Here is a 22,461-nt window from a genome sequence, read left to right on the forward strand (position 1 = left end):
CCGGAGGGGGTGCGGGAATGTGCCGAGCCGTGCTGATCTCGTTCGAGCGTCATGCGGCCTCCTCGATGGCGAAGAGGTGGCGGGGGCGGGACCGGCCGAGGGCGCCGAGCGCGGCGTCCGCCGCGCCGACGCCGCTGCGGACCGCACTCTCCATGGTCGCGGGCCACCCTGTGGCGGTCCACGCTCCGGCCAGGTACAGGCCGGACGCCTTGGTGCGGGCGCCGGGCCGCAGACGCCCGACGCCGGGGGCGGGGGCGAACGTGGCCGTGCGCTCCCGGGTCACGAAGAAGTCGTTCACGCGTGCGCCGCGGGCACGGGGCAGCAGCCGCTCCAGCTCGGGCAGATAGCGCTCGCGCAAGGCTGCGACGGGCTCGTCGATCTCGTTCCGCGCGGCCGACTGCGACAGCGCGAGGTACTGCCCCTCGCGCAGCCCGGAGGCTTCGGTGCGGTCGAAGACCCACTGCACGGGCGTGCCGAGCGCGGCGAGGAACGGCGCGGCGAGGACCTGGCGGTCGTAGACGACGTGCACGTTGAGGATCGGGGCGACACCGATGTCCAGGAGCCGCTCGGGGGCGTCGAGCGCCCCGTCCGGCAGCAGGTCGTAGGTCTCGCGCTGGGGTACGGCGAGGACGACGGCGTCGGCGCTCAGCGTGCCGTCGGCCGTCCGCACGGTCCAGCCGCCCTGTCCGGCCGGGGAGACGGAGGTGACGCGGGCGCGGACCTCGGTGCGCACGCCGGCCGCGGCGAGCGCCTCGCGGGCCAGCCCGTCGTGAAGGTCGCCCAGCGGGACGCGCGCCCAGCCGATGTCGGCGGCGCCCGGTTCGGACAGCAGGCCGGTCTTGAAGACCATCGCGGCGAGCTGGAGGGAGGCGTCGCGGGCGACGGCGTTGAGGGTGGCGACGCCGACCAGGTCCCACAGGGCCTCGACGGCGCGCGGGGACTGGCCGTGCGCGGCGAGCCAGCCGCCGAAGTCCTGGTCGTCCAGGGCGGGATCGGCGAGGTCGAGCCGCTTGAGGGCGAGCGCGGCCCGGCCGACGCGGGCGCGTTCGGCGAGCGAGAGGTGCGGGTAGGCGGCGAGGCCGCGGCCCAGGTGGAGGGGGACGGGCAGGGCGTCGCGGCGCAGCCTGCCGAGCCGTCGCCCCTCGGGCCGCGCCAGGTCGACAACGGGCACGTCGAGACGTTCCTGCAGGGGCGCGAGCCCCGTCGCGCCGATGCGGTCGAGGAACCAGCGGTAGGCGGTGCAGCAGCGCAGGTAGACGTGCTGGCCGTTGTCGACGGTGAGTTCGCCGCGCCGGAAGGAGAAGGCGAGGCCGCCCAGCCGGGGCCGGCCTTCGAGCAGAGTGACACGGACGCCGGCGTCGGCGAGCGCGAGCGCGGCGGTCACCCCGGCGAGCCCGCCGCCGACCACCACCGCCTCGTGCGGCGCGTCCGGGCGGGGACGGCGCAGCGGATCGTCGCTCATCACGCACCCTCCCCCGCACGTCCGCCGTGACGTGTCCGCCTGCGGCGGGCCGTCGCAGTCAGGGACGCCGCGGCGCGCCGGAGGGTTGCGTGCCGCCGCGTCCCGGTCGCCTCGCCGCGGTCCGGCCGGGACGCCGCGGCGCGCCGGAGGGTTGCGTGCCGCCGCGTCCCGGTCGCCTCGCCGCGGTCCGGCGCGCCGCCCGTCACAGCGGCCTCCTGACGGTCAGCCGGGACACGTGGCGGGCGTCCAGGCCGGACAGTCCGCGCACGGCGACGTACGCCTTCTCGCGCCCCGGCAGCGAGACCCGGCCGCGCAGCACCGCCTCGGGGTCGCGTTCGATGCGGTCCAGCAGGCGGCGGTAGATGCCGGCCATCGCCGCGACGCACGCGCCGCTGCGCCGGTCGAGCAGGGGCAGCAGGCGGTAGCCCTCGGCGAAGAGGGCGCGGGCGCGCCGTACTTCGAAGTGCACGAGGCCGGCGAAGTCGGAGCCCTCCGGCGGCGTCGGCCCGTCGAACCCGGCCGAGCAGCCGAACTTGGCGAGGTCGTCGGAGGGCAGGTAGGTCCGGCCGCCCGCGGCGTCCTCGCGTACGTCCCTGAGGATGTTGGTGAGCTGGAGGGCGAGCCCGAGGGTGTCGGCGTACTCCGGCGCGCGTTCGGCGCCGCGTGCCCCCGGTTCGGTGCCGAACACGCCGAGCGAGAGGCGTCCGATGGCGCCCGCGACGCACCGGCAGTACGCCTTGAGGTCGTCCCAGGTCTCGTAGGTCTCGCCGCGGACGTCCATCAGGACGCCGTCGATCAGCTCGTCCAGGCCGCCGAGCGGGATCGGGAAGACCCGCGCGGCGTGCGCCAGGGCGACCGCCACGGGGTCGGTGTCGTCCTCCTCCACCTCGCCCTCGCGGACGCGGGTGAGCAGCGCGCGGGTGTCCTCCAGCCGGGCGGCCTTGACGTCGTCGTCGAGCGGGCCGTCGCCGATGTCGTCGACCCGGCGGGAGAACGCGTACAGCGCCGACATCGCGCGCCGCTTCGGCGTGGGCAGCAGCCGGATGCCGTAGGCGAAGTTGCGGGCCTGCTGCCCGGTGACGGCCTCGCAGTAGCCGTAGGCGGCGAGTACCGGTGCCGACGCGTGTGGCGCGGAGTCCACTGCCTGGCTCACCCCTCTCCTCGCAGGGTCGCGCCCGTCTCGCGCAGCAGCCGCAGTCGGCCGGGGCGGGGCGGGCCGGGAAGGACGTCGTACTGGGCGGCGGCGATCGCGTGGAGCGCCGCCCTCCCTCCGGCCACGAACCCGGCGAGCAGCAGCCTGAGCCTGCCGTGGACGCTGTGCACCAGCGGGGCGCCGTCGGCGAGGAGGTCGTGGGCGCGCTGGGCCTCGAAGGCGATCAGGGCGCGCACCGAGGCGCCGGCGGTGGGCGCGGCGAGGTCGGTCTCCTGGACGTGGAAGCGCTTCATGTCGGCGGCGGGCAGGTAGACGCGGTCGCGGTCGAGGTCCTCGGCCACGTCCTGGAGGTGCTCGACGATCTGGAGCGCGGTGCAGATCGAGTCGGAGCGGCGGATCCGCTCGGGGGTCGCGGTGCCGGTGACGGCGAGGACGAGCCGGCCCACGGGGTTGGCGGACAGCTCGCAGTAGGCGAGGAGGTCGTCGTAGGTCTCGTGGCGCGTGACGAGCTGGTCGCGGCGGTTGGCGGCGATCAGGCCGAGGAAGGGCTCGGGGGTGAGCCGCCGGCGGCGGACGACGGGCTGGAGGCGGCGCAGCAGCGGGTGGTGCGGGGCGCCGTCGAAGACGCGGCGCAGGTCGGCCTCGAAGGCGTCCAGCAGGACCAGCCGGTCGTCGGCGTCCGCGTCGTCGACGCCGAGCAGGCGGGCGTCGGCGCCGCCCGGGGTCAGGTCGCCGTCGCCGATGTCGTCGACGAGACGGGCGAAGCCGTAGACGGCCATGAGGTCGTAGCGCCAGGCGCGCGGAAGGAAGAAGGGGGCCACGGGGAAGTTCTCGTCCGCGGCCTTGGCGAGGGTGTCGCGCTCCGGGTGCCCGGTGCGCGACGCGGTCGGCGCCGTCACCGTCGGCTGCCCCGGACGGGAACGGCACGTGCTGCGCTGAGCTGGGGAGTTTCCGTAGCCATTGCCGTCACATCTCCCGTTCTACACCGACAACCCGATACCCACTATTTCGGACACGCCGCCCAGCCGCCGCACGGCGGCCCGCGTGAGGATGTCGCGCCGCAGGGGTCCTTGCACTACGCCCGTCCGGGTCGCGTGGCCTGGCACCGCAACTCGCCACCAGACCACGCGCCCTCATCGGACGCTCATAGTACAAGGACCCCTTATCGCCACACTTGCACGTGTTTCGGGACCGGTACAGCTTACGTTGTACAACGGCGTACGGTTCGCGGGGGTGTCCCGCAGATCACAAGAACACACCGATGGGCGTCAAGCATCCTGCGCCGCACCGGAGTTGACGCTTCCTTTGCAGACGCCGGGCCCCGCCGGGCAGGTTCCGGCGGGGCCCTGACGGACCGGCGGCTACTTGGCCGTGAACTTCTCGTACTCCTTGAGCACCTCTTCGGTCGGACCGTCCAGGCGCAGTTCGCCGCGCTCCAGCCAGAGCACGCGGTCGCAGGTGTCCCGGATCGACTTGTTGCTGTGGCTGACGAGGAACACCGTGCCGGCCTCCTTGCGCAGCTCCCGGATGCGTTCCTCGGAGCGCAGCTGGAACTTGCGGTCGCCGGTGGCCAGCGCCTCGTCGATCATGAGGACGTCGTGGTCCTTCGCGGCGGCGATGGAGAACCGCAGCCGGGCCTGCATGCCGGAGGAGTAGGTGCGCATCGGCAGCGTGATGAAGTCGCCCTTCTCGTTGATGCCGGAGAAGTCGACGATGCCCTGGTAGCGCTCCTTGATCTGCTCCCGGGACATGCCCATGGCCAGACCGCCGAGGATGACGTTGCGCTCGCCGGTGAGGTCGTTCATCAGGGCCGCGTTGACGCCGAGCAGCGAGGGCTGGCCGTCGGTGTAGACCTTGCCCCGCTCGGGCGGCAGCAGTCCGGCGATGGCCCGCAGCAGCGTGGACTTGCCGGAGCCGTTGGAGCCGATGAGGCCGATGGCCTCGCCCCGGTGCGCGACGAAGGAGACGCCCCGCACCGCGTGCACCTTGCGCACACCGCGTTCCTCGCCTCGCCTGAGGATGCGGCTCAGCGCCGCGGTGGCGCTGCCCTTGCCGGTCTTCGCGCCGTTGACGCGGTAGACGATGTGGACGTCGTCGGCGATGACGGTGGGGACCCGCTCGCCCGGAGCCCGCTCAGCCACGGCCATACCTCTCCTCCGCCTTCCAGAAGTACACGAAGCCGCCGACGGCGAACAGCACCGCCCAGCCGCACGCGATCGCCCACACGTGGTCCGGCAGGTACCGGGCGCCGTACTCGTCGATGAGCGCGAAGCGCATCAGGTCCATGTAGACGGCGGCCGGGTTCCACTGCAGCAGGGTCGACAGCCACTGCGGACGGTCGGCGAGGAAGACCGGGATGGAGAACATCACGCCGGACGCGTACATCCACGTCCGCATCACGAACGGCATGAGCTGCGCGAGGTCGGGGGTCTTCGCGCCGGCCCGGGCGAAGATCAGCGCCAGGCCGGTGTTGAAGCAGAACTGCAGCAGCAGCGTCGGCACGATCAGCGCCCAGGACGCGGACGGGTAGCTGCCGAAGGCGATCGCCACCAGGAACAGCACGACCATCGAGTACAGCAGCTGCTGGAGCTGCTGGAGGGCGAAGGAGACGGGCAGGGAGGCGCGCGGGAAGTGCAGGGCGCGCACCAGGCCGAGGTTGCCGGAGATCGCGCGCACGCCGCTCATGACCGAGCTCTGCGTGAAGGTGAAGACGAAGACGCCCGTGACCAGGAACGGGATGTAGACGTCGCGGGGCATGCCCCTGCCGGCGTCGAGGATCACGCCGAAGATGAAGAAGTAGACGCCCGCGTTGAGCAACGGGGTGGCGACCTGCCACAGCTGCCCCAGCTTGGCCTGGCTGTACTGGGCGGTCAGCTTCGCCTGGGAGAAGGCCAGGATGAAGTGCCGGCGCCCCCACAGCTGCCGGACGTACTCCCGCAGCCGGGGCCGCGCACCGCTCACGGCCAGCCCGTACTTGGCGGCCAGTTGCGCCGCCGTGAGGCCCTCGTCGGGCGACGGGGGCGCGCTCACCGCGACTCCGCCGTCATGCGTTGTCTCACTCACAGGTCGGAAACTTTCGTCTTCGGGGCGCCCGGCCGGAAGGGGGCCGGGCAACAGCCGGGGGGCCGCGGCAGGCTCCGGGGCCCTCGGATGGAGCTTGTCAGATGACCGGGAGGACGGCCCAGCCGGCCTGGTCGGACGACGGGAGGACGGCTCGGCCGGCCCGGTCGGACGACGGGGGCCTGGCCGCCCGGCCAGGTCAGATGACGGGGGGCCGGCCCAGCCGGGTCAGCCGCCACACCGTACGCCACTTCATCGGCCGGCGCGGTCCGCACGGGGTGGCCCAGCCTTCGCGGAAGCCGCCGAACCAGGCCTTGAGCGCGGGCCCCGAGGGGCGGCGCAGCAGGGTCAGGAGCAGCCACACCCCGAGGTACACCGGGACGAGCGGCGCGGGCAGGTTGCGGCGGGCCAGCCAGACGCGGTTGCGGGCGACCATGCGGTGGTAGACCGCGTGCCGCGAGGGCGCGGTCGTCGGGTGGTACAGCACCATGTCGGACCGGTAGTCGATCATCCAGCCCGCGTCGAGGGCCCGCCATGCCAGGTCGGTTTCCTCGTGCGCGTAGAAGAACTCGTCCGGGAGCACGCCTGCTTCGGCGAAGACCCGGGTGCGTACGGCGTTGGCGCCGCCGAGGAAGGTGGTGACCCGGGAGGAGCGCATCGGGTCCGAGGCGCGCAGCCGGGGCACGTGGCGGCGCTGGGTGACGCCGGTCTCCGGGTCGGCGATGCGGAAGCTGACGATGCCGAGCTTGGGGTCGGCGGCGAAGGCCTGCCGGCACAGCTCGGCGGTGTCGCGCCGGGCCAGCAGTCCGTCGTCGTCCAGGAAGAGGAGGATGTCGACGTCGCGGCCGCTGGGCCCGAAGGCCTCGATGCCGACGTTGCGCCCGCCGGGGATGCCGAGGTTCTCCGGCAGCTCGACGGTGCGCACGCCCTCGGGTACCTCCGGGACGGGCGAGCCGTTGCCGACCACGACCACCTCGACCCGGTCGCCGTCCTGCCCGGCGACCGAGTCGATCAGCGCGCGCAGCTCCTCGGGGCGGTTGCCCATCGTGATGACGACCGCGCCGACCTTCAGTGGCGCGCTCACTTCAGCCTGCTCGACGCGAGGATGGACACCAGGTGCAGCACCGTCTGGAGCAGCGCGATGCCGGCCAGCACGGCGACACCGAGCCGCGAGAAGAACAGGTCGCCGCGGACCTGGTCCACGATCGCGAGGACCACGATCAGCAGGGACGCCTCGATGCCCAGGATCAGCCGGTGGAACTTGAGCGCGGCGGCGGCCTTGCGGGCCAGCGCCATGCCGGAGGAGCGCGGTTCGGACGCCGCCTCCTTGACCGGCGGCAGCCCGCCCTGGTGCCGGGCGACGCCGACCAGGTCCGTCTCGGCCTTGATCAGGATCGCGCCGAGCGCGGCCAGGGTGCCGAGGAACGCCCACAGCCAGTCGATACGGCCGCTGCCCCACAGGTCGGCGGCGCGCAGACCGAAGCCGACGAGGACGGCGGCGTCGGTGAGGTAGGCCCCGACCCGGTCCAGGTAGACGCCGGCGAGCGAGTACTGCTTCTTCCAGCGCGCGATCTCGCCGTCGACGCAGTCCAGCAGCAGGTACATCTGGACGCACACCACGCCGAGCACGGCGCCCCAGACCCCCGGCACCAGCAGTGCCGGGGCGGCGAGGACGCCGAAGACGGTCATCAGGTACGTGAGCTGGTTGGGCGTGACCCTGGTGTTGACCAGGTAGCGGTCGACCCGCAGGGACACCTCGCGCATGTAGAGGCGTCCCATCCAGTGCTCACCGCTGCGCCGGTCCTTCACCCCCGGAGGGTGGACGACCGGTCTGAGTTCAGCTACCGATGGCCTTGACATAGTCGGCGTAGGTGTCCTTGATCTGTTCGGGGGTCAGGGCGAGGTGTTCGAGGATGGTGTAGCGGCCGGGGCGGGTCTCCGGGGCGTACTCGACCGCGCGGACGAACTCCTCCACGGTGAAGCCGATCTCCTGTGCGAGCACCGGCAGCCCGTGCCGGCGCAGCACCCGCGCCATGTGGGCGGACTCCTCGTGCGCGCCGCGCAGGTACATCGCGAAGGCCGCGCCCAGTCCGCACTGCTCGCCGTGGGCCGCGGCCCGGGTGGGGAAGAGCAGGTCGAAGGCGTGGTTGATCTCGTGGCAGGCGCCCGAGGAGGGCCGCGAGTCACCCGAGACGGACATCGCGATGCCGCTGAGGACCAGCGCCTCGGCGAGCACCTGGAGGAAACCGGTGTCGCCGATCCCGCCCGGGTGCCGCAGCACCGCCTCGCCGGCCTGGCGGGCGATCGCCGCGGCCAGACCGTCGATCTTCTCGCCCTTGACCCGGTTGGCCAGCTCCCAGTCGGCGATCGCGGAGATGTTGGAGACCGCGTCGCCGATCCCGGCCCGCACGAACTTGGCCGGCGCCTGGGCGATCACGTCCAGGTCGATCACGACCGCGATCGGGTTGGGCACGCCGTACGAACCGCGGCCGGCGTCGTTGTCCAGCGTCGCCACCGGCGAGCACAGTCCGTCGTGCGCGAGGTTGGTCGGCACCGCCACCAGGGGCAGCCCGACGCGCGCGGCGGCGAACTTCGCACAGTCGATGATCTTGCCGCCGCCCAGTCCGACGACCGCCTCGAACCGGCCGGCCCGCATCTCGGCGGCCAGCCGCACCGCGTCGTCCAGCGTGCCGCCGCCGACCTCGAACCATGTGGCGCCCGGCATCGAGCCGGCCAGCCGCTCCCGCAGCCGCGCGCCCGAACCGCCGCTGACCGCCACGGCCAGCCGGCCCGAGCGGGAGATCCGCTCGTCGGCCAGCACGCCCGCCAGGTCGTCCAGCGCGCCCGCGCGGATGTCGACGACGACGGGCGAGGGAATCAACCGCGTCAGTACCGGCACGCGATCTCCCTGCCCCGTGCGAGGTCGTCGTGGTTGTCGATCTCGACCCACGACACGTCGCCGATCGGGGCCACGTCGATGCGGAAGCCCCGGTCCACCAGCTCCTGGTAGCCGTGCTCGTAGAACTGCTGCGGGTCGGCGTTCCACACGGTGTGCAGCGCGTCCGCCAGCTCGGCCGCCGCGTCGCCCTCGATCAGGGTCACGCCGATGTACTCGCCGCTCGCCTCCGCGGGGTCCATCAGCTTCGTGATCTTCGTCATCCCCCGCTCGGGGTCGACGACGACCTTCATCTCCTCGTCCGCGAGCTTCTTCACGGTGTCGACGGCGAGGATGATCTTCTTGCCGTCGCCGCGGGCGGCCAGCAGCGTCTTCTCCACCGACACCGGGTGCACGGTGTCACCGTTGGCGAGGATCACACCGTCGCGCAGCGCGTCCCGGCCGCACCACAGCGAGTAGGCGTTGTTCCACTCCTCCGCCTTGTCGTTGTCGATCAGCGTGATCTTCAGCCCGTACTTGGCCTCCAGCGCGGCACGCCGCTCGTACACCGCCTCCTTGCGGTACCCCACGATGACGGCGACCTCGGTCAGGCCGATCTCCGCGAAGTTGCCCAGCGTCAGGTCCAGCACCGTGGGCCCGTCGGCTTCGCCCTCGGGTCCCACCGGCACCAGCGCCTTGGGCAGGGTGTCGGTATAGGGACGCAGACGCCGTCCGGCGCCGGCGGCCAGCACGAGGCCGATCATGCGGGTTCTCCTTCGTCGTGTACGGCGGGCGCGCCACCCAGATGAGCGGCCACCCAGAAGCGGATGCTCTCGGTGAGCACCAGCAGGGCCACGGCCACGGCGAGGGCCGTGAGCGCGACCGTGAACTGCGCGGCGGTGAGCAGCGCGGCCAGGACGGTGACGAGCAGCGTCCGTCCTTCGTGTCCCCCTGCGGCGCGCACCAGCCAGGCCGGTGGCGGCGCTCCGGTGTCTCCCCAGTTGCGGTACACCGTGTCGTAGTGATGGTAGGCGACGGCGGCCACCAGCCCGAAAGCCGCAGGCAGCGCTCCGTCCACGTCCGACCTGGCGGCCAGGAGGAGGACGGCGCCGTACTCGGCCGCGCGGAAGACCGGGACGACCAGCCAGTCCAGGGAGCCCGTGAGGGGGCGGGCGACGGCGACGGCGGAGCACAGGACGTACACGCCGGCCGCGGCGACGACCCACCAGCCGGGTCCCTGGAGCCAGGCGACGGTGAGAAGGACCACGGCTCCGGCGAGGGCGCCGAGCGGCGCGAGGCGGGGGACGGCGGGGACGCGTCCGCGCAGGCCGCGGGCGAGGAGTTCGGCGAGCGGTCCGCTGTCGGCGAGGGCGGCGAGCGAGCGCGCCTCCCGCTCGGTCGACGCCGTACGACGGCGGAGCGAGCGCAGCACCCGCCCGGCCGTGGTGTACAGGGCGGCGAAGGCGGAGCCGGCCAGCAGCGCGTAGAACGTGACGCGCGGGGTGGTCACGGCGGTGAGGACGGCGATCATCGCCCAGCGTTCGCCGATGGGCAGCACGATGATCCGGCGCGCCCAGACGGTCCAGCCGACGCGGGCCGGCCGGTCGGTGGTGGCGGGGGCGTCGGCGCCGGCGCCGGTCGTGCCGGCGGTCTTCGCGGCGGCGGTCGCGGCTGCGCGGGCGGCGTCGCGTTCGGCTTCGTGGAAGGCGAAGTCGACGACGTGCCGGCAGGTCTGGAGCACCATGGCGGCCAGCGCGAGGGCCCATACGTCGTCGCCGTCGCGGGCCGCGCCGAGAGCGAGGCCCGCGTAGAACGCGTACTCCTTGGCCCGGTCGAACGTGGCGTCGAGCCAGGCGCCGAGGGTGGAGTACCGCAGCGAGTAGCGGGCGAGCTGGCCGTCCGTGCAGTCGAGGACGAAGGACAGGATCAGCAGCACGCCGGCCGCCACGAACCCGCCCCGGGTGCCGGTGGCCGCGCTGCCGGCCGCGATCAGCGCGGTGATCAGCGAGGCGGTGGTGACCTGGTTCGGGGTGAGGCCCCGGCGGGCGCACCAGCGGGCGATGTAGCGCGAGTAGGGGCTGACGAAGTAGGTGGTGAAGAAGCCGTCGCCGGCCTTCACGGCCGACTTCAGGCGTACGGCCTCGTCGTCGACGGCGCTGACGGCCTGCCGTGCCTCGTCGCGGGCCCGCGGGTCGGCGGGGACGGCGGCGACCAGGCTGCCCAGCTCGGGGCGGTGGACGGCGGCGCCGTCGGCGTCCAGCGCGGTGACGACACGGTCGGCCACGCCCGCGAGGCTGCCGACGGCGAGGGCGGCCCCGCCGGCGGCGGAGTGCTCCCGGGCCATCGCGCGGGTCAGGGCCTGGCGGCCGTCGGGCTGCGCGGTGAGGGCGCCCGGGATCGCCGCGAGCGGGTAGCGGGGGTCGGTCAGGCCGAGGCGCAACGCGTGCGTGTGGCCGACGAAGCGGCTGTCGACGAGGGCGACGCGCTGGTCACCGGGCACCTCGGCGAGGAGTGTCTCCGCCTCGGCGGCGTCGGCGGCGGTCCGGACGTCGAAGCCGAGGGACCGCAGGTCGCCCTCGATCGACGATCCCGGAACCGGCTGACCGGTGAGGATGGCGGTCGGCAACCGAACTCACTCCCTGGTTCCCGGCGCGCCCGCGCCGGTCGTGTGCATGGTGGGGGACGCCCCTTGGCTGCACCAGGCGGGCGGCATGTCGGCAGAGGCTATCGGATGCCCGGAAAGCGGTGCTCACCGGCCGTTCAGCCGCACTGGACACACCGAGATCATCTCGGATCATCTTGGGGGATCGACCCCCCGCCCGACAAACCGCGCCCGGCTCCCGGCCGTTCGGCGCCCGAGGGCCGGTTCCGTGCGGGCGGGACGACGAGAGCCGTGCGGCGCTGGACGGCGGGCCCGTGCGGCCCAGGGCGGCGGGCCCGTGCCGCGATCGACGGCAGGCCCGTGCGGCCCAGGGCGGCGGGCCCGTGCCGCGTTCGACGGCGGGCCGTGCGGGGCATGGCGGCGGGCCCGTGCCGCGTTCGACGACGGGCCCGAGCGGCCATGGCGGCGGGCGGGCGCGGCGCTCGGCGGCGGACCCGGGCGGCCCACGGCGGCGGGCCCGGGCGGCGCTCGACGGCGGGCCGTGCGGGGCATGGCGGCGGGTTCGAGCCGCGCTCGGCGGCAGGCCCGTGCGGCCCGTGCGGGCGCCCCCATAGAGTGGACCGCCATGACCTGGCTGATCACCGGCGGAGCCGGATACATAGGCGCCCACGTGGCACACACCATGACCGCCGCCGGCGAACCCGTCGCCGTCCTCGACGACCTCTCCTCGGGAGACCCCGCCCGCCTCCCGTCCCGCGTCCCCCTCGTCACCGGCGACACCGCCGACCCGGCCCTGCTCAAGCGCGTCCTCGCCGACCACCAGGTCACCGGTGTGATCCACCTGGCGGCCCGCAAACAGGTCCCGGAGTCCGTGGCCCACCCCACCCGCTACTACCGGGAGAACGTGGGCGCGCTGGCCACCCTCCTGGAGGCGGCGGCCGAGGCCGGAGTGCGGCGCTTCCTCTTCTCCTCCTCCGCGGCCGTCTACGGAACCCCCGACGTGGCCCTCGTCACGGAGGACACCCCGTGCGCCCCGGTGAACCCGTACGGCGAGACCAAGCTCGCCGGGGAGTGGCTGGTGCGGGCCGCCGGCCGGGCGCACGGCATGGCGACGACCTGCCTGCGCTACTTCAACGTGGCCGGCGCGGCCGCCCCCGAACTGGCCGACACCGGGGTCTTCAACATCGTCCCGATGGTCTTCGACCGGCTGACGCGCGGCGAGGCCCCGCGGATCTTCGGCGACGACTACCCAACCCCGGACGGCACCTGTGTGCGCGACTACATCCACGTGGCCGACCTGGCGGAGGCGCACCTCGCGGCGGCCCGGCGGCTGGCCGCGCCGGACACGGCCGGGGACCTGACGGTGAACATCGGCCGGGGCGAGGGCGTCTCGGTGCGGGAGCTGGTCACGCTGATCGGCGAGGTCACCGGGGACCGGCGGCCGGCCGTGGTCGAGGGGCGCCGGCCGGGGGACGCCCCGCGTGCGGTGGCCTCGGCCGCGCTGGCCGGGCGGGAGCTGGGCTGGACGGCGTCGCGCGGGGTGCGCGAGATGGTCGGTTCGGCCTGGCGGGGCTGGCTGCTGCACCAGGGCGCGGCCCGCTGAGGCTGCCCTGACCTGCGGTTCGTTTGCGCAGGTCAGGGCACATGACAACGGTGTTCAGTGCCGCGTTGCCGGATACCCCCCACCCGTAGTTGACTGTGCTTTCGGACCCGCTCCGACGGGCCCCCGACCGGCGTCGGCAGGCACCGTCGGACACGGACGGACGGCAGGAAGGCTTTCCCCATGGGGGCTGGGCACGACCACGGCCACGCGCACGGGCCGGTCACCGGCACCGCCGCGGCGGCGTACCGGGGGAGGCTGCGCGTCGCACTGTCGATCACGCTGACCGTGATGGTGGTCCAGATCGTCGGCGGGCTCCTCGCGGACTCCCTCGCCCTGATCGTGGACGCGGCGCACATGGCGACGGACGCGCTGGGTCTCGGCATGGCGCTGCTCGCCATCCACTTCGCCAACCGGCCCCCGAGCGAGAGCCGTACCTTCGGCCTCGCCCGCGCCGAGATCCTGGCCGCCCTCGCCAACTGCCTGCTGCTGCTCGGGGTGGGCGGCTACGTGCTGTACGAGGCGGTCGAGCGGTTCCTCACGCCGGCCTCCACCGAGGGCGGGCTGATGCTCGTGTTCGGCGCGATCGGCCTGGTCGCCAACTCGGTCTCGCTGACGCTGCTGATGCGCGGCCAGGCGGAGAGCGTGAACGTGCGCGGGGCGTTCCTGGAGGTGGCGGCGGACACGCTGGGCTCGGTCGCGGTGATGGTCTCGGCGGCGGTGATCCTCACCACCGGCTGGCAGGCCGCCGACCCGATCGCCTCGCTCGTCATCGGCGTGATGATCGTGCCGCGGACCGTGAAGCTGCTGCGGGAGACGCTGGACGTGCTGCTGGAGGCGGCGCCGAAGGACGTGGACATGGCGCAGGTGCGGGCGCACATCCTGGAACTGGAGGGGGTCGAGGACGTGCACGACCTGCACGCCTGGACGATCACTTCGGGGATGCCGGTGCTGTCGGCGCACGTCGTGGTCCGCTCGGACTGGTTGAACGCGAGCGGCCACGAGAAGATGCTGCACGAGCTCCAGGGCTGCCTCGGCGACCACTTCGACGTGGAGCACTGCACCTTCCAGCTGGAGCCGGGCGGGCACGCGGAGCACGAGGCGCGATTGTGCCACTGACACCGCCCTCCCGCTGACCTGGACCTCTCGCCGACGGGGCCTCACCGGGAGGGCGTCCGCACATCCGTTCAGGGCGGTTCCGTGCCCGCGCCGCAGGGCAAGATCACCTCTGCGCGGGACATGCGGGCGTTCGCGCGAAGTGCCGGAGGCGCCGGACGCGTACGGCAGACTGGGGCGCGAGGACCGATGCTAAGGATGGGTATGCCGATCACTTCTGCCACCACGACGAACGGTTCGTCGAACGGCGCCGCGGACGCGATTTTGCTGGAACTGGTCGACGCCGACGGCCTGACCATCGGCACCGCGGAGAAGCTCGCCGCCCACCAGCCCCCCGGGCAGCTGCACCGGGCGTTCTCGGTCTTCCTCTTCGACGAGCGGGGCCGGCTGCTGCTCCAGCGGCGGGCGCTGGGCAAGTACCACTCCCCCGGCGTGTGGTCCAACACGTGCTGCGGGCACCCCTACCCCGGTGAGGCGCCGTTCGCGGCGGCGGCGCGGCGTACGTTCGAGGAGCTCGGGGTGTCGCCGTCGCTGATGGCGGAGGCGGGCACCGTGCGCTACAACCACCCGGACCCGGCGTCCGGGCTGGTGGAGCAGGAGTACAACCACCTCTACGTGGGACTGGTGCAGTCGCGGCTGCGGCCGGACCCGGAGGAGGTCGGCGACACGGCGTACGTGACGCCCGCCGAGCTGGCCGAGCGGCACGCGAAGGACACGTTCTCGGCCTGGTTCATGACGGTGCTGGACGCGGCCCGGCCGGCGGTCAGGGAGCTGACCGGCCCGTCGGCGGGCTGGTGACGCACGCCGCGGCGGCGTTGGAGCTCACATGAAACGGGCGTCCTGGAGCGGCAGGGAGGCCCAGATCACCTTCCCGCCGCTCGCCGTGTGCTGGACGTCGCACATCCCGCCGGCCTCCCTCGCGATCTCGCGGACGAGGAGGAGCCCCCGGCCGCCGGTGCGGCCGTGGTCGGTCTCCAGGGCGGTCGGGCGGTAGGGGTGCTCGTCCTCCACGGCGACCCGCACCCACCCGGCCCCGACCGCGACCTCCACCCCGAGCGTCGGGGACAGCACCGCCGCGTGCCGTACGGCGTTGGTCACCAGCTCGGAGACGATCAGCAGGAGTCCCTGCACCAGGTCGTCGCGGAGGGGCACCCCCTGGCGGAACAGCAGGTCCCGTACGGCGTGGCGGGCCTGCGGGACGGAGGCGTCCACGGCGGGCGCGGTGAACCGCCAGACCCCTTCGTACGGCAGTGGCCGGGGACCGTCCTCGTCGGCGGGGTCGTCCTGCGCGCCCGTGTCTCCGTCGGGGCGTGGGCCGGGTCCCCGCCCGTCGTCGTCCATCGTCCGGTCGCCGCCCTCGCGCTCGATTGTCGCCACACGTCGAGGTTGGCACCGAGGTGCGCACCCCCCGATGGCTGAACACAAGTCAGCGGATATCGAGCGTCCCCGACCGTCTCGGCTCGGGACGGCCGACGACACGACCGCTTCTGTCCGCCTCGCGCCGCCTTCACGCATTGTTCGGGTTGTACGGCTTCGGCGGGGCGCCGGCCTGCCCGCCGGCGCCGCGGCAGGCGACGTTCGCCCGTGAAGGAGCGTCGCGACGGAGCGGACGTCGCCTGCCGGGGCGCTAGCATCCGGCGCATGGAGCCCGAACTGTTGCACGGTGTCATCGATGAGGTGGCCACCGTCGTCCTGCACCACCCGGCCAAGCGCAACGCCATGACGGCCGCGATGTGGCGCGCGCTGCCGCCGCTGCTCGACGAACTGGCCGCACGCAAGGACGTGCGGGCCCTGGTGCTGACCGGGGCGGGGGGCACGTTCTGCGCGGGGGCCGACATCTCCACGCTGCGGGGCTCGCCGGCCGAGGCGCAGGAACTGGCCGTACGGGCCGAGGAGGCCCTCGCCGCGTTCCCCAAACCGACGCTCGCGGTGGTGCGGGGTCACTGCGTGGGCGGCGGGGCACAGCTCGCGGCCGCCTGCGACCTGCGCTTCGCCGAGGAGGGCGCCCTGTTCGGGGTGACTCCGGCGAAGCTCGGCATCGTCTACCCGTCCTCCGCGACCCGGCGCCTGGTCTCCCTGGTCGGCCCGGCGACCGCCAAGTACCTCCTCTTCTCCGGCGAGTTGATCGACACCGAACGGGCCCTGCGCACCGGCCTGATCGACGAGGTGCTCCCCGGCGCCGAACTCGACGCCCGCGTCGAGGAGTTCACCCGGACTCTGGCCTCCCGCTCCCAACTGACCCAGGCCGCCGCGAAGGAGTTCGCAGGCGGCCGCACGGACCGGGACGCCCACTGGACCGCCCAGTCCCGAACCGCCCCCGACCCCACCGAGGGAGTAACCGCCTTCCTGGACCGCAGGGAGCCCCGCTTCACCTGGACTACTTCAGGATGAATCTGCTCCGGGAGCGAAGCCGCTCGACGAGATGCGCGGGCGCCTTCTCGGGCGACCCGGCGTCGTAGGGCGGCTGCGGGTCGTACTCCGCGGCCAGTTGAACCGTCTGGGCGTGCTCGTCGCCTGCGATCGTGCCCAGCAGGGTGAGCGCCATGTCGATGCCGGCGGAGACGCCGGCCGCCGTGACGTACTTGCCGTCGGCCACCACCCGCTCCCCCGTCGGCACGGCGCCGAACGGCTTCAGATGGTCGAGGGCGAGCCAGTGCGAGGTCGCCCGACGCCCGTCGAGGAGCCCGGCGGCGGCCAGGAGCAGGGAGCCGGTGCACACCGAGGTCGTCCAGGTGCTGGCGGCGTCGGCGGTGCGCAGCCAGTCCAGCAGGACGCCGTTCCCCATCTGCGCGTTCTGGCCGGGTCCGCCGGGCACCACCACGATGTCCGGGCTGGTGACCTCGGCAAGCGTCCGGTCGGCGGTGAGGGCGAGGTTGCCCGTGTCGGCACGTACGGGCCCGGTCCGCTCGGCCACGAAGACGGTACGGGCGTCGGGGAGCCGTCCCAGGAACTCGTAGGGGCCGACGGCGTCCAGGGCGGTGAAGCGGTCGAAGAGGACGATGGCGATCTGCATGCGTTTCCTTCGGCTCGGTGGACCGGTCGGGAGACCGGCGTTCAGTGGACTTGCGTGGTGTCCGGTGCGGGGCGGAAGCGACGGCGGTATTCGGCGGGCGGGACGCCGAGGGTCTTGAGGAAGGCGCGTCGCATGGCCTCGGGCGTGCCGTAGCCGCTCGCCCGGGAGATCCGTTCGACGCCGTCCGCTGTGTCCTCGAGCAGACGGCGTGCGTGTTCGAGGCGGACGTGCTCCACGTGGCGACCGGGGGTCGTTCCGGTCTCGGCGCGGAAGGCACGGGCGAAGTGACGGGGCGACAGTCCGGCGCGCGCGGCGAGGGACTCGATGCTCAGATCGTCGGCGGGATGCTCGGTGATCCACTGCTGGACCTCCCGCAACGGTTCGCGCGTCGCCGTCTGGGCGGCGAGCTGGGCGCTGAACTGGGCCTGGTTGCCGGGGCGGCGCAGGAAGACGACAAGATGCCGGGCGATGGTCAGCGCGACGTCCCGGCCCAGGTCCTCCTCGACCAGCGCGAGGGCCAGGTCGATGCCGGAGGTGACGCCCGCCGAGGTGTAGACGTCGCCGTCCCGGATGTAGATCGGCTCAGGGTCCACCTCGACGGCCGGATGACGGCGTGCCAGCCGGTCCGAGTGGGCCCAGTGGGTCGTCGCCCGCCGCCCGTCCAGCAGCCCGGCCGCGGCCAGCAGGGCGGCGCCGGTGCAGACCGACACCAGTCGCCCCGCGCGCGGACCGTGCGCCCGCAGCCAGTCGACCAGCGGCGGATCCGGCCTTCGCGTACCCTCACCGCCGGGCACCACCAGGGTGTGCGGATCGGGCGCCTCGGCCAGGATCCCGTCCGGTACGAGGGTCAGGCTGCTGGTGCGCACGGGAGCGCCGTCGAGTGAGGCTGTGCGGATGCGGTAGGAGCCCGGGGTGTGTTTCTCCGCCCCGGCGAACACCTCCACGGGACCGCTCACGTCGAGGCTCTGGACGCCGTCGAAGAGGACGACGAGAACGGTTCGTTGCGCCATGCGGACGATTCTTCGCGGGCCGGGCGATGTCCACAACGACGAGTTCCCCACCCTTTCTGCCATGCCTCGCCCGAAGGCGAAGCGAAAGGCGGGGCATGGTCCGGCGTCGAGGAGGTACACGAGGGGTTCCGGTCATTGGGGCCGGGGGACGAAAGGAGTTGGTCGTGTTCCGTGCTATCGGTGATGTTCTGCGGCAGATCGGTGGGGCGATCGCCACTGTGGTGACGCTTCCCTTCCGGGCGCTGGCGCGGTTGTTCGGGGGCGCCTCCTCCTCGGCTCGGGGCAGCAGGGCCTGAGGACGCCTCGCAGGGCGTGCCCTGATCCGCCGGTGCCGGTGTCGCCTGCCACAATTGCCGCGCAACCTTAAGCGGAGAAGGCGGTACGGGATCGTGACGACACCCGGGTCCAGCGAGGCCATGGCAGCAGTGTCCATCGAAGGCAGGATCGCCGAGGAGCTCGGCGTACGGGAGCGGCAGGTGAAGGCCGCCGTCGAGCTGCTGGACGGCGGCTCGACGGTGCCCTTCATCGCCCGCTACCGCAAGGAAGCGACCGAGATGCTCGACGACGCGCAGCTGCGCACGCTCGAGGAGCGGCTGCGCTACCTGCGGGAGCTGGAGGAGCGCCGGGCGGCGATCCTTGAGTCGGTGCGTGAGCAGGGCAAGCTCACCGACGAGCTGGAGGCGCGGATCCGGGGCGCCGAGACCAAGGCGCGCCTGGAGGACGTCTATCTGCCGTACAAGCCGAAGCGGCGGACGAAGGCGCAGATCGCCCGGGAGGCTGGTCTTGAGCCGCTGGCCGAGGGGCTGCTCGGGGACCCGGGCGTCGAGCCGCTCGCCGCGGCGGCCGCGTTCGTCGACGCCGGCAAGGGCGTCGCCGATCCGCAGGCCGCGCTGGACGGCGCGCGGGCGATCCTCACCGAGCGGTTCTCGGAGGACGCCGACCTGATCGGCGAGCTGCGCGAGCGCATGTGGGTGCGGGGGCGGCTGGCGGCGAAGGTGCGCGAGGGCAAGGAGGAGGCCGGCGCGAAGTTCGCCGACTACTTCGACTTCGCCGAGCCGTTCACCGACCTGCCCTCGCACCGGATCCTGGCGATGCTGCGCGGCGAGAAGGAGGAGGTCCTCGACCTCGTCCTGGAGCCGGAGGAGCCCACGGAGGGCCCCTCCTCGTACGAGGGGATCGTGGCCGCCAGGTTCGGCATCGCCGACCGGGGCCGGCCGGCCGACAAGTGGCTGACGGACACGGTCCGCTGGGCCTGGCGCACCCGCATCCTCGTCCACCTGGGCATCGACCTGCGGCTGAGGCTGCGCACCGCCGCCGAGGACGAGGCGGTCGACGTGTTCGCGGCGAACCTGCGCGACCTGCTGCTGGCCGCCCCGGCCGGCACCCGCGCCACCCTCGGTCTGGACCCCGGCTTCCGCACGGGCGTGAAGGTGGCCGTGGTCGACGCGACCGGCAAGGTCGTCGCCACGGACGTGATCCATCCGCACGTCCCGGCCAACAAGTGGGACGAGGCGATCGCCAGGCTCGCCCGGCTGGCCAGGGAGCACGCGGTCGAGCTGGTCGCGATCGGCAACGGCACCGCCTCCCGCGAGACCGACAAACTCGCCGGTGAACTCATCGCCAAGCACCCCGAGTTGAAGCTCACCAAGGTGATGGTGTCGGAGGCCGGCGCCTCGGTGTACTCGGCGTCCGCGTTCGCCTCGCAGGAGCTGCCCGGCATGGACGTGTCGCTGCGCGGCGCGGTGTCCATCGCGCGCCGCCTCCAGGACCCGCTGGCCGAGCTGGTGAAGATCGACCCGAAGTCGATCGGCGTCGGCCAGTACCAGCACGACCTGTCCGAGGTGAAGCTGTCGCGTTCGCTGGACGCGGTGGTGGAGGACTGTGTGAACGGCGTCGGCGTCGACGTGAACACCGCGTCCGCCCCGCTGCTCGCCCGTGTCTCCGGCATCACCTCCGGGCTCGCGGAGAACATCGTGGCGCACCGCGACGCCAACGGGCCGTTCACCTCGCGCTCCGCGTTGAAGAAGGTGCCCAGGCTCGGCCCCAAGGCGTACGAGCAGTGCGCGGGATTCCTGCGGATCCGGGGCGGCGACGACCCGCTGGACGCCTCCAGCGTGCATCCCGAGGCGTATCCGGTGGTCCGGCGGATGGTGAAGACCTCCGGGCAGGAGGTGGCCGCCCTCGTCGGCAACACCTCCGTCCTGCGCTCGCTGCGTCCCGCGGACTTCGTGGACGAGACGTTCGGTCTGCCGACCGTCACCGACATCCTGAAGGAACTGGAGAAGCCCGGGCGCGACCCGCGGCCCGCGTTCAAGACGGCCACCTTCAAGGAGGGGGTGGAGAAGATCTCCGACCTGGCGCCCGGGATGGTGCTGGAGGGGGTCGTGACGAACGTGGCCGCCTTCGGGGCGTTCATCGACGTCGGCGTCCATCAGGACGGTCTGGCGCATGTGTCCGCCTTGTCGCGGACGTTCGTCAAGGACCCGCGGGACGTGGTCAAGCCGGGTGACATCGTCAAGGTGAAGGTCCTGGACGTCGACATCCCGCGCAAGCGGATCTCGCTCACGCTCCGCCTCGACGACGAGGCGGCCCCGGGCGACGCGGGCGAGGGCGGCCGGTCGCAGCGCGGGGGCGGACGTCCCCCGCAGCAGCGGCAGGGCGGCCGGCGCGGCGCGGGCGGTGGCGGCAACGGCGGCCAGCGGGGCTCGGGCGGAGGTCAGCGCGGCGGCGCCGGCGGCGGGCGGCAGGCCCCGCCGCCGGCGAACAGTGCGATGGCCGACGCGTTGCGCAAGGCGGGGCTGCTGGATCGCGGCAAGCGCTGAGGGTTGCGGGGAGCTGCGGGCCGGTTGTGGCTGGTCGCGCAGCTCCCCGCGCCCCTCTCGGCGCGCACCTCGTTTCCTAGCGCTCGGTCACCTTGCCGTCCGCCACCTCCAGCCGGCGGGTGACGTGGACCGCGTCCAGCATGCGGCGGTCGTGGGTGACCAGCAGCAGGGTGCCCTCGTAGGCGTCGAGGGCGGACTCCAGCTGCTCGATGGCCGGGAGGTCGAGGTGGTTGGTCGGCTCGTCGAGGACGAGGAGGTTGACTCCCCGGCCCTGGAGGAGGGCGAGGGCGGCCCTCGTCCGCTCCCCCGGTGACAGCGTGGCCGCCGGGCGCAGCACATGGTCCGACTTCAGACCGAACTTGGCCAGCAGGGTGCGCACCTCGACCGGCTCGGTGTCCGGGACGGCCGCGCGGAACGCGTCGAGCAGCGCCTCGGACCCGTGGAACAGCTTCCGCGCCTGGTCGACCTCCCCGACCAGGACGCCCGAGCCGAGAGCGGCGTGACCGGCGTCCAGCGGGATCCGGCCGAGGAGCGCGCCGAGCAGCGTCGACTTCCCGGCGCCGTTCGCGCCGGTGACCGCGACCCGGTCAGCCCAGTCGATCTGCAGGGTGACCGGGCCGAAGGCGAAGCCGCCGCGCCGCACCTCGGCGTCCCGCAGGGCGGCGACGACCGCGCCGGAGCGTGGTGCGGCCGCGATCTCCATGCGCAGCTCCCACTCCTTGCGCGGCTCCTCCACGACGTCCAGGCGTTCGATCATGCGCTGGGTCTGACGGGCCTTCGCGGCCTGCTTCTCGCTGGCCTCGCTGCGGAACTTGCGGCCGATCTTGTCGTTGTCGTTGCCCGCCTTGCGGCGCGCGTTCTTCACGCCCTTGTCCATCCAGGAGCGCTGGGTCTGGGCGCGCTCCTGGAGGGCGGCCTTCTTGTCGGCGTACTCCTCGTAGTCGTCGCGGGCGTGCCGGCGAGCGATCTCGCGCTCCTCCAGATAGGCGTCGTAGCCGCCGCCGTAGAGGTTGATCCGGCCCTGCGCGAGGTCGAGTTCGAGGACCTTGGTGACCGTGCGGGTGAGGAACTCGCGGTCGTGGCTGACGACGACGGCGCCGGCGCGCAGGCCGGCGACGAAGCGTTCGAGGCGCTCCAGGCCGTCGAGGTCGAGGTCGTTGGTGGGCTCGTCGAGGAGGAAGACGTCGTAGCGGGACAGCAGGAGGGAGGCGAGGCCGGCGCGGGCGGCCTGGCCGCCGGACAGGGACGTCATCGGCTGGTCGAGGTCCACGCCGAGGCCCAGGGAGTCGGCGACCTCCTCCGCGCGTTCGTCGAGGTCGGCTCCGCCGAGGCCGAGCCAGCGCTCCAGGCTGACGGCGTAGGCGTCGTCGGCGCCCGGGGCCCCGTCGACCAGGGCCTGGGTGGCCTCGTCCATGGCGTGCTGCGCTTCGGCGACCCCGGTGCGGCGGGCGAGGAACGCGCGCACGCTCTCGCCGGGGCGGCGCTCCGGTTCCTGGGGCAGGTGCCCGACGGTCGCGGTAGGCGGGGAGAGCCGCAGCTCGCCGGCCTCCGGCGCGGTGAGGCCGGCGAGGAGCCTGAGCAGGGTGGACTTCCCCGCGCCGTTGGCTCCGACCAGCCCGATCACGTCGCCGGGGGCGACGACGAGGTCGAGCCCGGAGAAGAGGGAGCGGTCGCCGTGCCCGGCGGCGAGGTTCTTGGCGACGAGGGTGGCGGTCACAGACGCCAGATCCTAGTCGGCCCGGAGCGCC

Annotated in this window: 21 protein-coding genes; 6 read left to right on the plus strand and 15 right to left on the minus strand. The window is 73.3% G+C overall.

Features of this window, described 5'->3' with window-relative positions:
- Positions 1-49 precede the first annotated feature (49 nt).
- The 11 genes from hpnE to EV567_RS06045 all read right to left on the minus strand — a co-directional run bounded on the left by hpnE (position 50) and on the right by EV567_RS06045 (position 11,176).
- Positions 50-1,462, minus strand: a complete 1,413-nt coding sequence (hpnE, locus tag EV567_RS06000) for a hydroxysqualene dehydroxylase HpnE (protein WP_130437610.1) — start codon at positions 1,460-1,462, stop codon at positions 50-52.
- A complete protein-coding gene (locus tag EV567_RS28570) occupies positions 1,462-1,668 on the minus strand; it encodes a DUF6380 family protein (RefSeq protein ID WP_407071568.1) in 207 nt (68 codons plus the stop codon). The genes hpnE and EV567_RS28570 overlap by 1 nt, the downstream gene beginning before the upstream one ends.
- Entirely contained in the window at positions 1,665-2,615 is a 951-nt protein-coding gene (gene hpnD, locus EV567_RS06005; protein ID WP_165430314.1) for a presqualene diphosphate synthase HpnD, read from the minus strand. Before hpnD ends, EV567_RS28570 begins: the two co-directional genes overlap by 4 nt.
- Positions 2,612-3,514 carry a squalene synthase HpnC gene (gene hpnC, locus EV567_RS06010; protein WP_130437611.1) on the minus strand — a complete coding sequence of 301 codons (903 nt, stop codon included), beginning with the start codon at positions 3,512-3,514 and terminating at the stop codon, positions 2,612-2,614. Before hpnC ends, hpnD begins: the two co-directional genes overlap by 4 nt.
- A gap of 462 nt (positions 3,515-3,976) precedes the next feature.
- Positions 3,977-4,762: an ABC transporter ATP-binding protein gene (locus EV567_RS06015; protein ID WP_388483091.1), complete on the minus strand. Its 786-nt coding sequence runs from the start codon at positions 4,760-4,762 to the stop codon at positions 3,977-3,979.
- The gene (locus tag EV567_RS06020; RefSeq protein ID WP_130437613.1) at positions 4,749-5,678 is read right to left on the minus strand and encodes an ABC transporter permease; all 930 of its coding nucleotides are present in this window, start codon (positions 5,676-5,678) and stop codon (positions 4,749-4,751) included. The genes EV567_RS06015 and EV567_RS06020 overlap by 14 nt, the downstream gene beginning before the upstream one ends.
- Positions 5,679-5,874: 196 nt before the next feature.
- Positions 5,875-6,759 carry a glycosyltransferase family 2 protein gene (locus EV567_RS06025; RefSeq protein ID WP_130437614.1) on the minus strand — a complete coding sequence of 295 codons (885 nt, stop codon included), beginning with the start codon at positions 6,757-6,759 and terminating at the stop codon, positions 5,875-5,877.
- Positions 6,756-7,535, minus strand: coding sequence for a CDP-alcohol phosphatidyltransferase family protein (locus EV567_RS06030; RefSeq protein WP_130437615.1), 780 nt, complete (start codon positions 7,533-7,535; stop codon positions 6,756-6,758). The genes EV567_RS06025 and EV567_RS06030 overlap by 4 nt, the downstream gene beginning before the upstream one ends.
- On the minus strand, positions 7,513-8,574 hold the full coding sequence (locus tag EV567_RS06035) for an iron-containing alcohol dehydrogenase family protein (protein WP_130437616.1): 1,062 nt from the start codon (positions 8,572-8,574) through the stop codon (positions 7,513-7,515). The genes EV567_RS06030 and EV567_RS06035 overlap by 23 nt, the downstream gene beginning before the upstream one ends.
- Positions 8,562-9,314: a sugar phosphate nucleotidyltransferase gene (locus EV567_RS06040; RefSeq protein WP_130437617.1), complete on the minus strand. Its 753-nt coding sequence runs from the start codon at positions 9,312-9,314 to the stop codon at positions 8,562-8,564. Before EV567_RS06040 ends, EV567_RS06035 begins: the two co-directional genes overlap by 13 nt.
- Positions 9,311-11,176, minus strand: coding sequence for a DUF5941 domain-containing protein (locus EV567_RS06045; protein WP_130437618.1), 1,866 nt, complete (start codon positions 11,174-11,176; stop codon positions 9,311-9,313). Before EV567_RS06045 ends, EV567_RS06040 begins: the two co-directional genes overlap by 4 nt.
- A gap of 601 nt (positions 11,177-11,777) precedes the next feature.
- Between EV567_RS06045 and galE the strand changes: the two genes are divergently transcribed.
- From galE to idi, 3 genes are all read left to right on the plus strand, one after another.
- Positions 11,778-12,755 (plus strand): UDP-glucose 4-epimerase GalE, encoded by a 978-nt coding sequence (galE, locus tag EV567_RS06050; RefSeq protein ID WP_130437619.1) that lies wholly within the window; start codon positions 11,778-11,780, stop codon positions 12,753-12,755.
- 180 nt (positions 12,756-12,935) lie between these two features.
- Positions 12,936-13,871 carry a cation diffusion facilitator family transporter gene (locus EV567_RS06055; RefSeq protein WP_130437620.1) on the plus strand — a complete coding sequence of 312 codons (936 nt, stop codon included), beginning with the start codon at positions 12,936-12,938 and terminating at the stop codon, positions 13,869-13,871.
- A gap of 201 nt (positions 13,872-14,072) precedes the next feature.
- The gene (idi, locus tag EV567_RS06060) at positions 14,073-14,666 is read left to right on the plus strand and encodes an isopentenyl-diphosphate Delta-isomerase (RefSeq protein ID WP_130437621.1); all 594 of its coding nucleotides are present in this window, start codon (positions 14,073-14,075) and stop codon (positions 14,664-14,666) included.
- Positions 14,667-14,690: 24 nt separating this feature from the next.
- On the opposite strand, the gene EV567_RS06065 is transcribed toward idi, so the two are convergent.
- Positions 14,691-15,209 (minus strand): ATP-binding protein, encoded by a 519-nt coding sequence (locus EV567_RS06065; RefSeq protein ID WP_130438277.1) that lies wholly within the window; start codon positions 15,207-15,209, stop codon positions 14,691-14,693.
- A 300-nt stretch (positions 15,210-15,509) separates the two neighbouring features.
- Here EV567_RS06065 and EV567_RS06070 point away from each other — a divergent pair, with 300 nt between their 5' ends.
- A complete protein-coding gene (locus tag EV567_RS06070) occupies positions 15,510-16,259 on the plus strand; it encodes an enoyl-CoA hydratase/isomerase family protein (protein ID WP_130437622.1) in 750 nt (249 codons plus the stop codon).
- On the opposite strand, the gene EV567_RS06075 is transcribed toward EV567_RS06070, so the two are convergent.
- Positions 16,246-16,881 carry a DJ-1/PfpI family protein gene (locus tag EV567_RS06075; protein WP_130437623.1) on the minus strand — a complete coding sequence of 212 codons (636 nt, stop codon included), beginning with the start codon at positions 16,879-16,881 and terminating at the stop codon, positions 16,246-16,248. The two genes, EV567_RS06070 and EV567_RS06075, sit on opposite strands and share 14 nt — an antisense overlap.
- Before the next feature lie 41 nt (positions 16,882-16,922).
- Positions 16,923-17,891: a GlxA family transcriptional regulator gene (locus tag EV567_RS06080; protein WP_130437624.1), complete on the minus strand. Its 969-nt coding sequence runs from the start codon at positions 17,889-17,891 to the stop codon at positions 16,923-16,925.
- A 164-nt stretch (positions 17,892-18,055) separates the two neighbouring features.
- Between EV567_RS06080 and EV567_RS28375 the strand changes: the two genes are divergently transcribed.
- Positions 18,056-18,187 (plus strand): LPFR motif small protein, encoded by a 132-nt coding sequence (locus tag EV567_RS28375; RefSeq protein WP_278044736.1) that lies wholly within the window; start codon positions 18,056-18,058, stop codon positions 18,185-18,187.
- A 93-nt stretch (positions 18,188-18,280) separates the two neighbouring features.
- The gene (locus tag EV567_RS06085; RefSeq protein ID WP_130437625.1) at positions 18,281-20,713 is read left to right on the plus strand and encodes a Tex family protein; all 2,433 of its coding nucleotides are present in this window, start codon (positions 18,281-18,283) and stop codon (positions 20,711-20,713) included.
- A 76-nt stretch (positions 20,714-20,789) separates the two neighbouring features.
- On the opposite strand, the gene EV567_RS06090 is transcribed toward EV567_RS06085, so the two are convergent.
- Positions 20,790-22,430 (minus strand): ABC-F family ATP-binding cassette domain-containing protein, encoded by a 1,641-nt coding sequence (locus EV567_RS06090; protein WP_130437626.1) that lies wholly within the window; start codon positions 22,428-22,430, stop codon positions 20,790-20,792.
- Positions 22,431-22,461 lie beyond the last annotated feature (31 nt).

It is taken from the genome of Streptomyces sp. BK239, assembly GCF_004217285.1.
Taxonomy (GTDB): Bacteria; Actinomycetota; Actinomycetes; order Streptomycetales; family Streptomycetaceae; genus Streptomyces.

Coding starts and splice junctions, on each gene's coding strand:
- EV567_RS06040 (WP_130437617.1), bottom strand. CDS start 9,314: ATGATCGGCCTCGTGCTGGCCGCCGGCGCCGGACGGCGTCTGCGTCCC.
- EV567_RS06070 (WP_130437622.1), top strand. CDS start 15,510: ATGGAGCCCGAACTGTTGCACGGTGTCATCGATGAGGTGGCCACCGTC.
- EV567_RS06080 (WP_130437624.1), bottom strand. CDS start 17,891: ATGGCGCAACGAACCGTTCTCGTCGTCCTCTTCGACGGCGTCCAGAGC.
- EV567_RS06030 (WP_130437615.1), bottom strand. CDS start 7,535: ATGTCAAGGCCATCGGTAGCTGAACTCAGACCGGTCGTCCACCCTCCG.
- galE (WP_130437619.1), top strand. CDS start 11,778: ATGACCTGGCTGATCACCGGCGGAGCCGGATACATAGGCGCCCACGTG.
- EV567_RS06065 (WP_130438277.1), bottom strand. CDS start 15,209: ATGGACGACGACGGGCGGGGACCCGGCCCACGCCCCGACGGAGACACG.
- idi (WP_130437621.1), top strand. CDS start 14,073: ATGCCGATCACTTCTGCCACCACGACGAACGGTTCGTCGAACGGCGCC.
- EV567_RS06075 (WP_130437623.1), bottom strand. CDS start 16,881: ATGCAGATCGCCATCGTCCTCTTCGACCGCTTCACCGCCCTGGACGCC.
- hpnE (WP_130437610.1), bottom strand. CDS start 1,462: ATGAGCGACGATCCGCTGCGCCGTCCCCGCCCGGACGCGCCGCACGAG.
- EV567_RS06055 (WP_130437620.1), top strand. CDS start 12,936: ATGGGGGCTGGGCACGACCACGGCCACGCGCACGGGCCGGTCACCGGC.
- EV567_RS06015 (WP_388483091.1), bottom strand. CDS start 4,762: ATGGCCGTGGCTGAGCGGGCTCCGGGCGAGCGGGTCCCCACCGTCATC.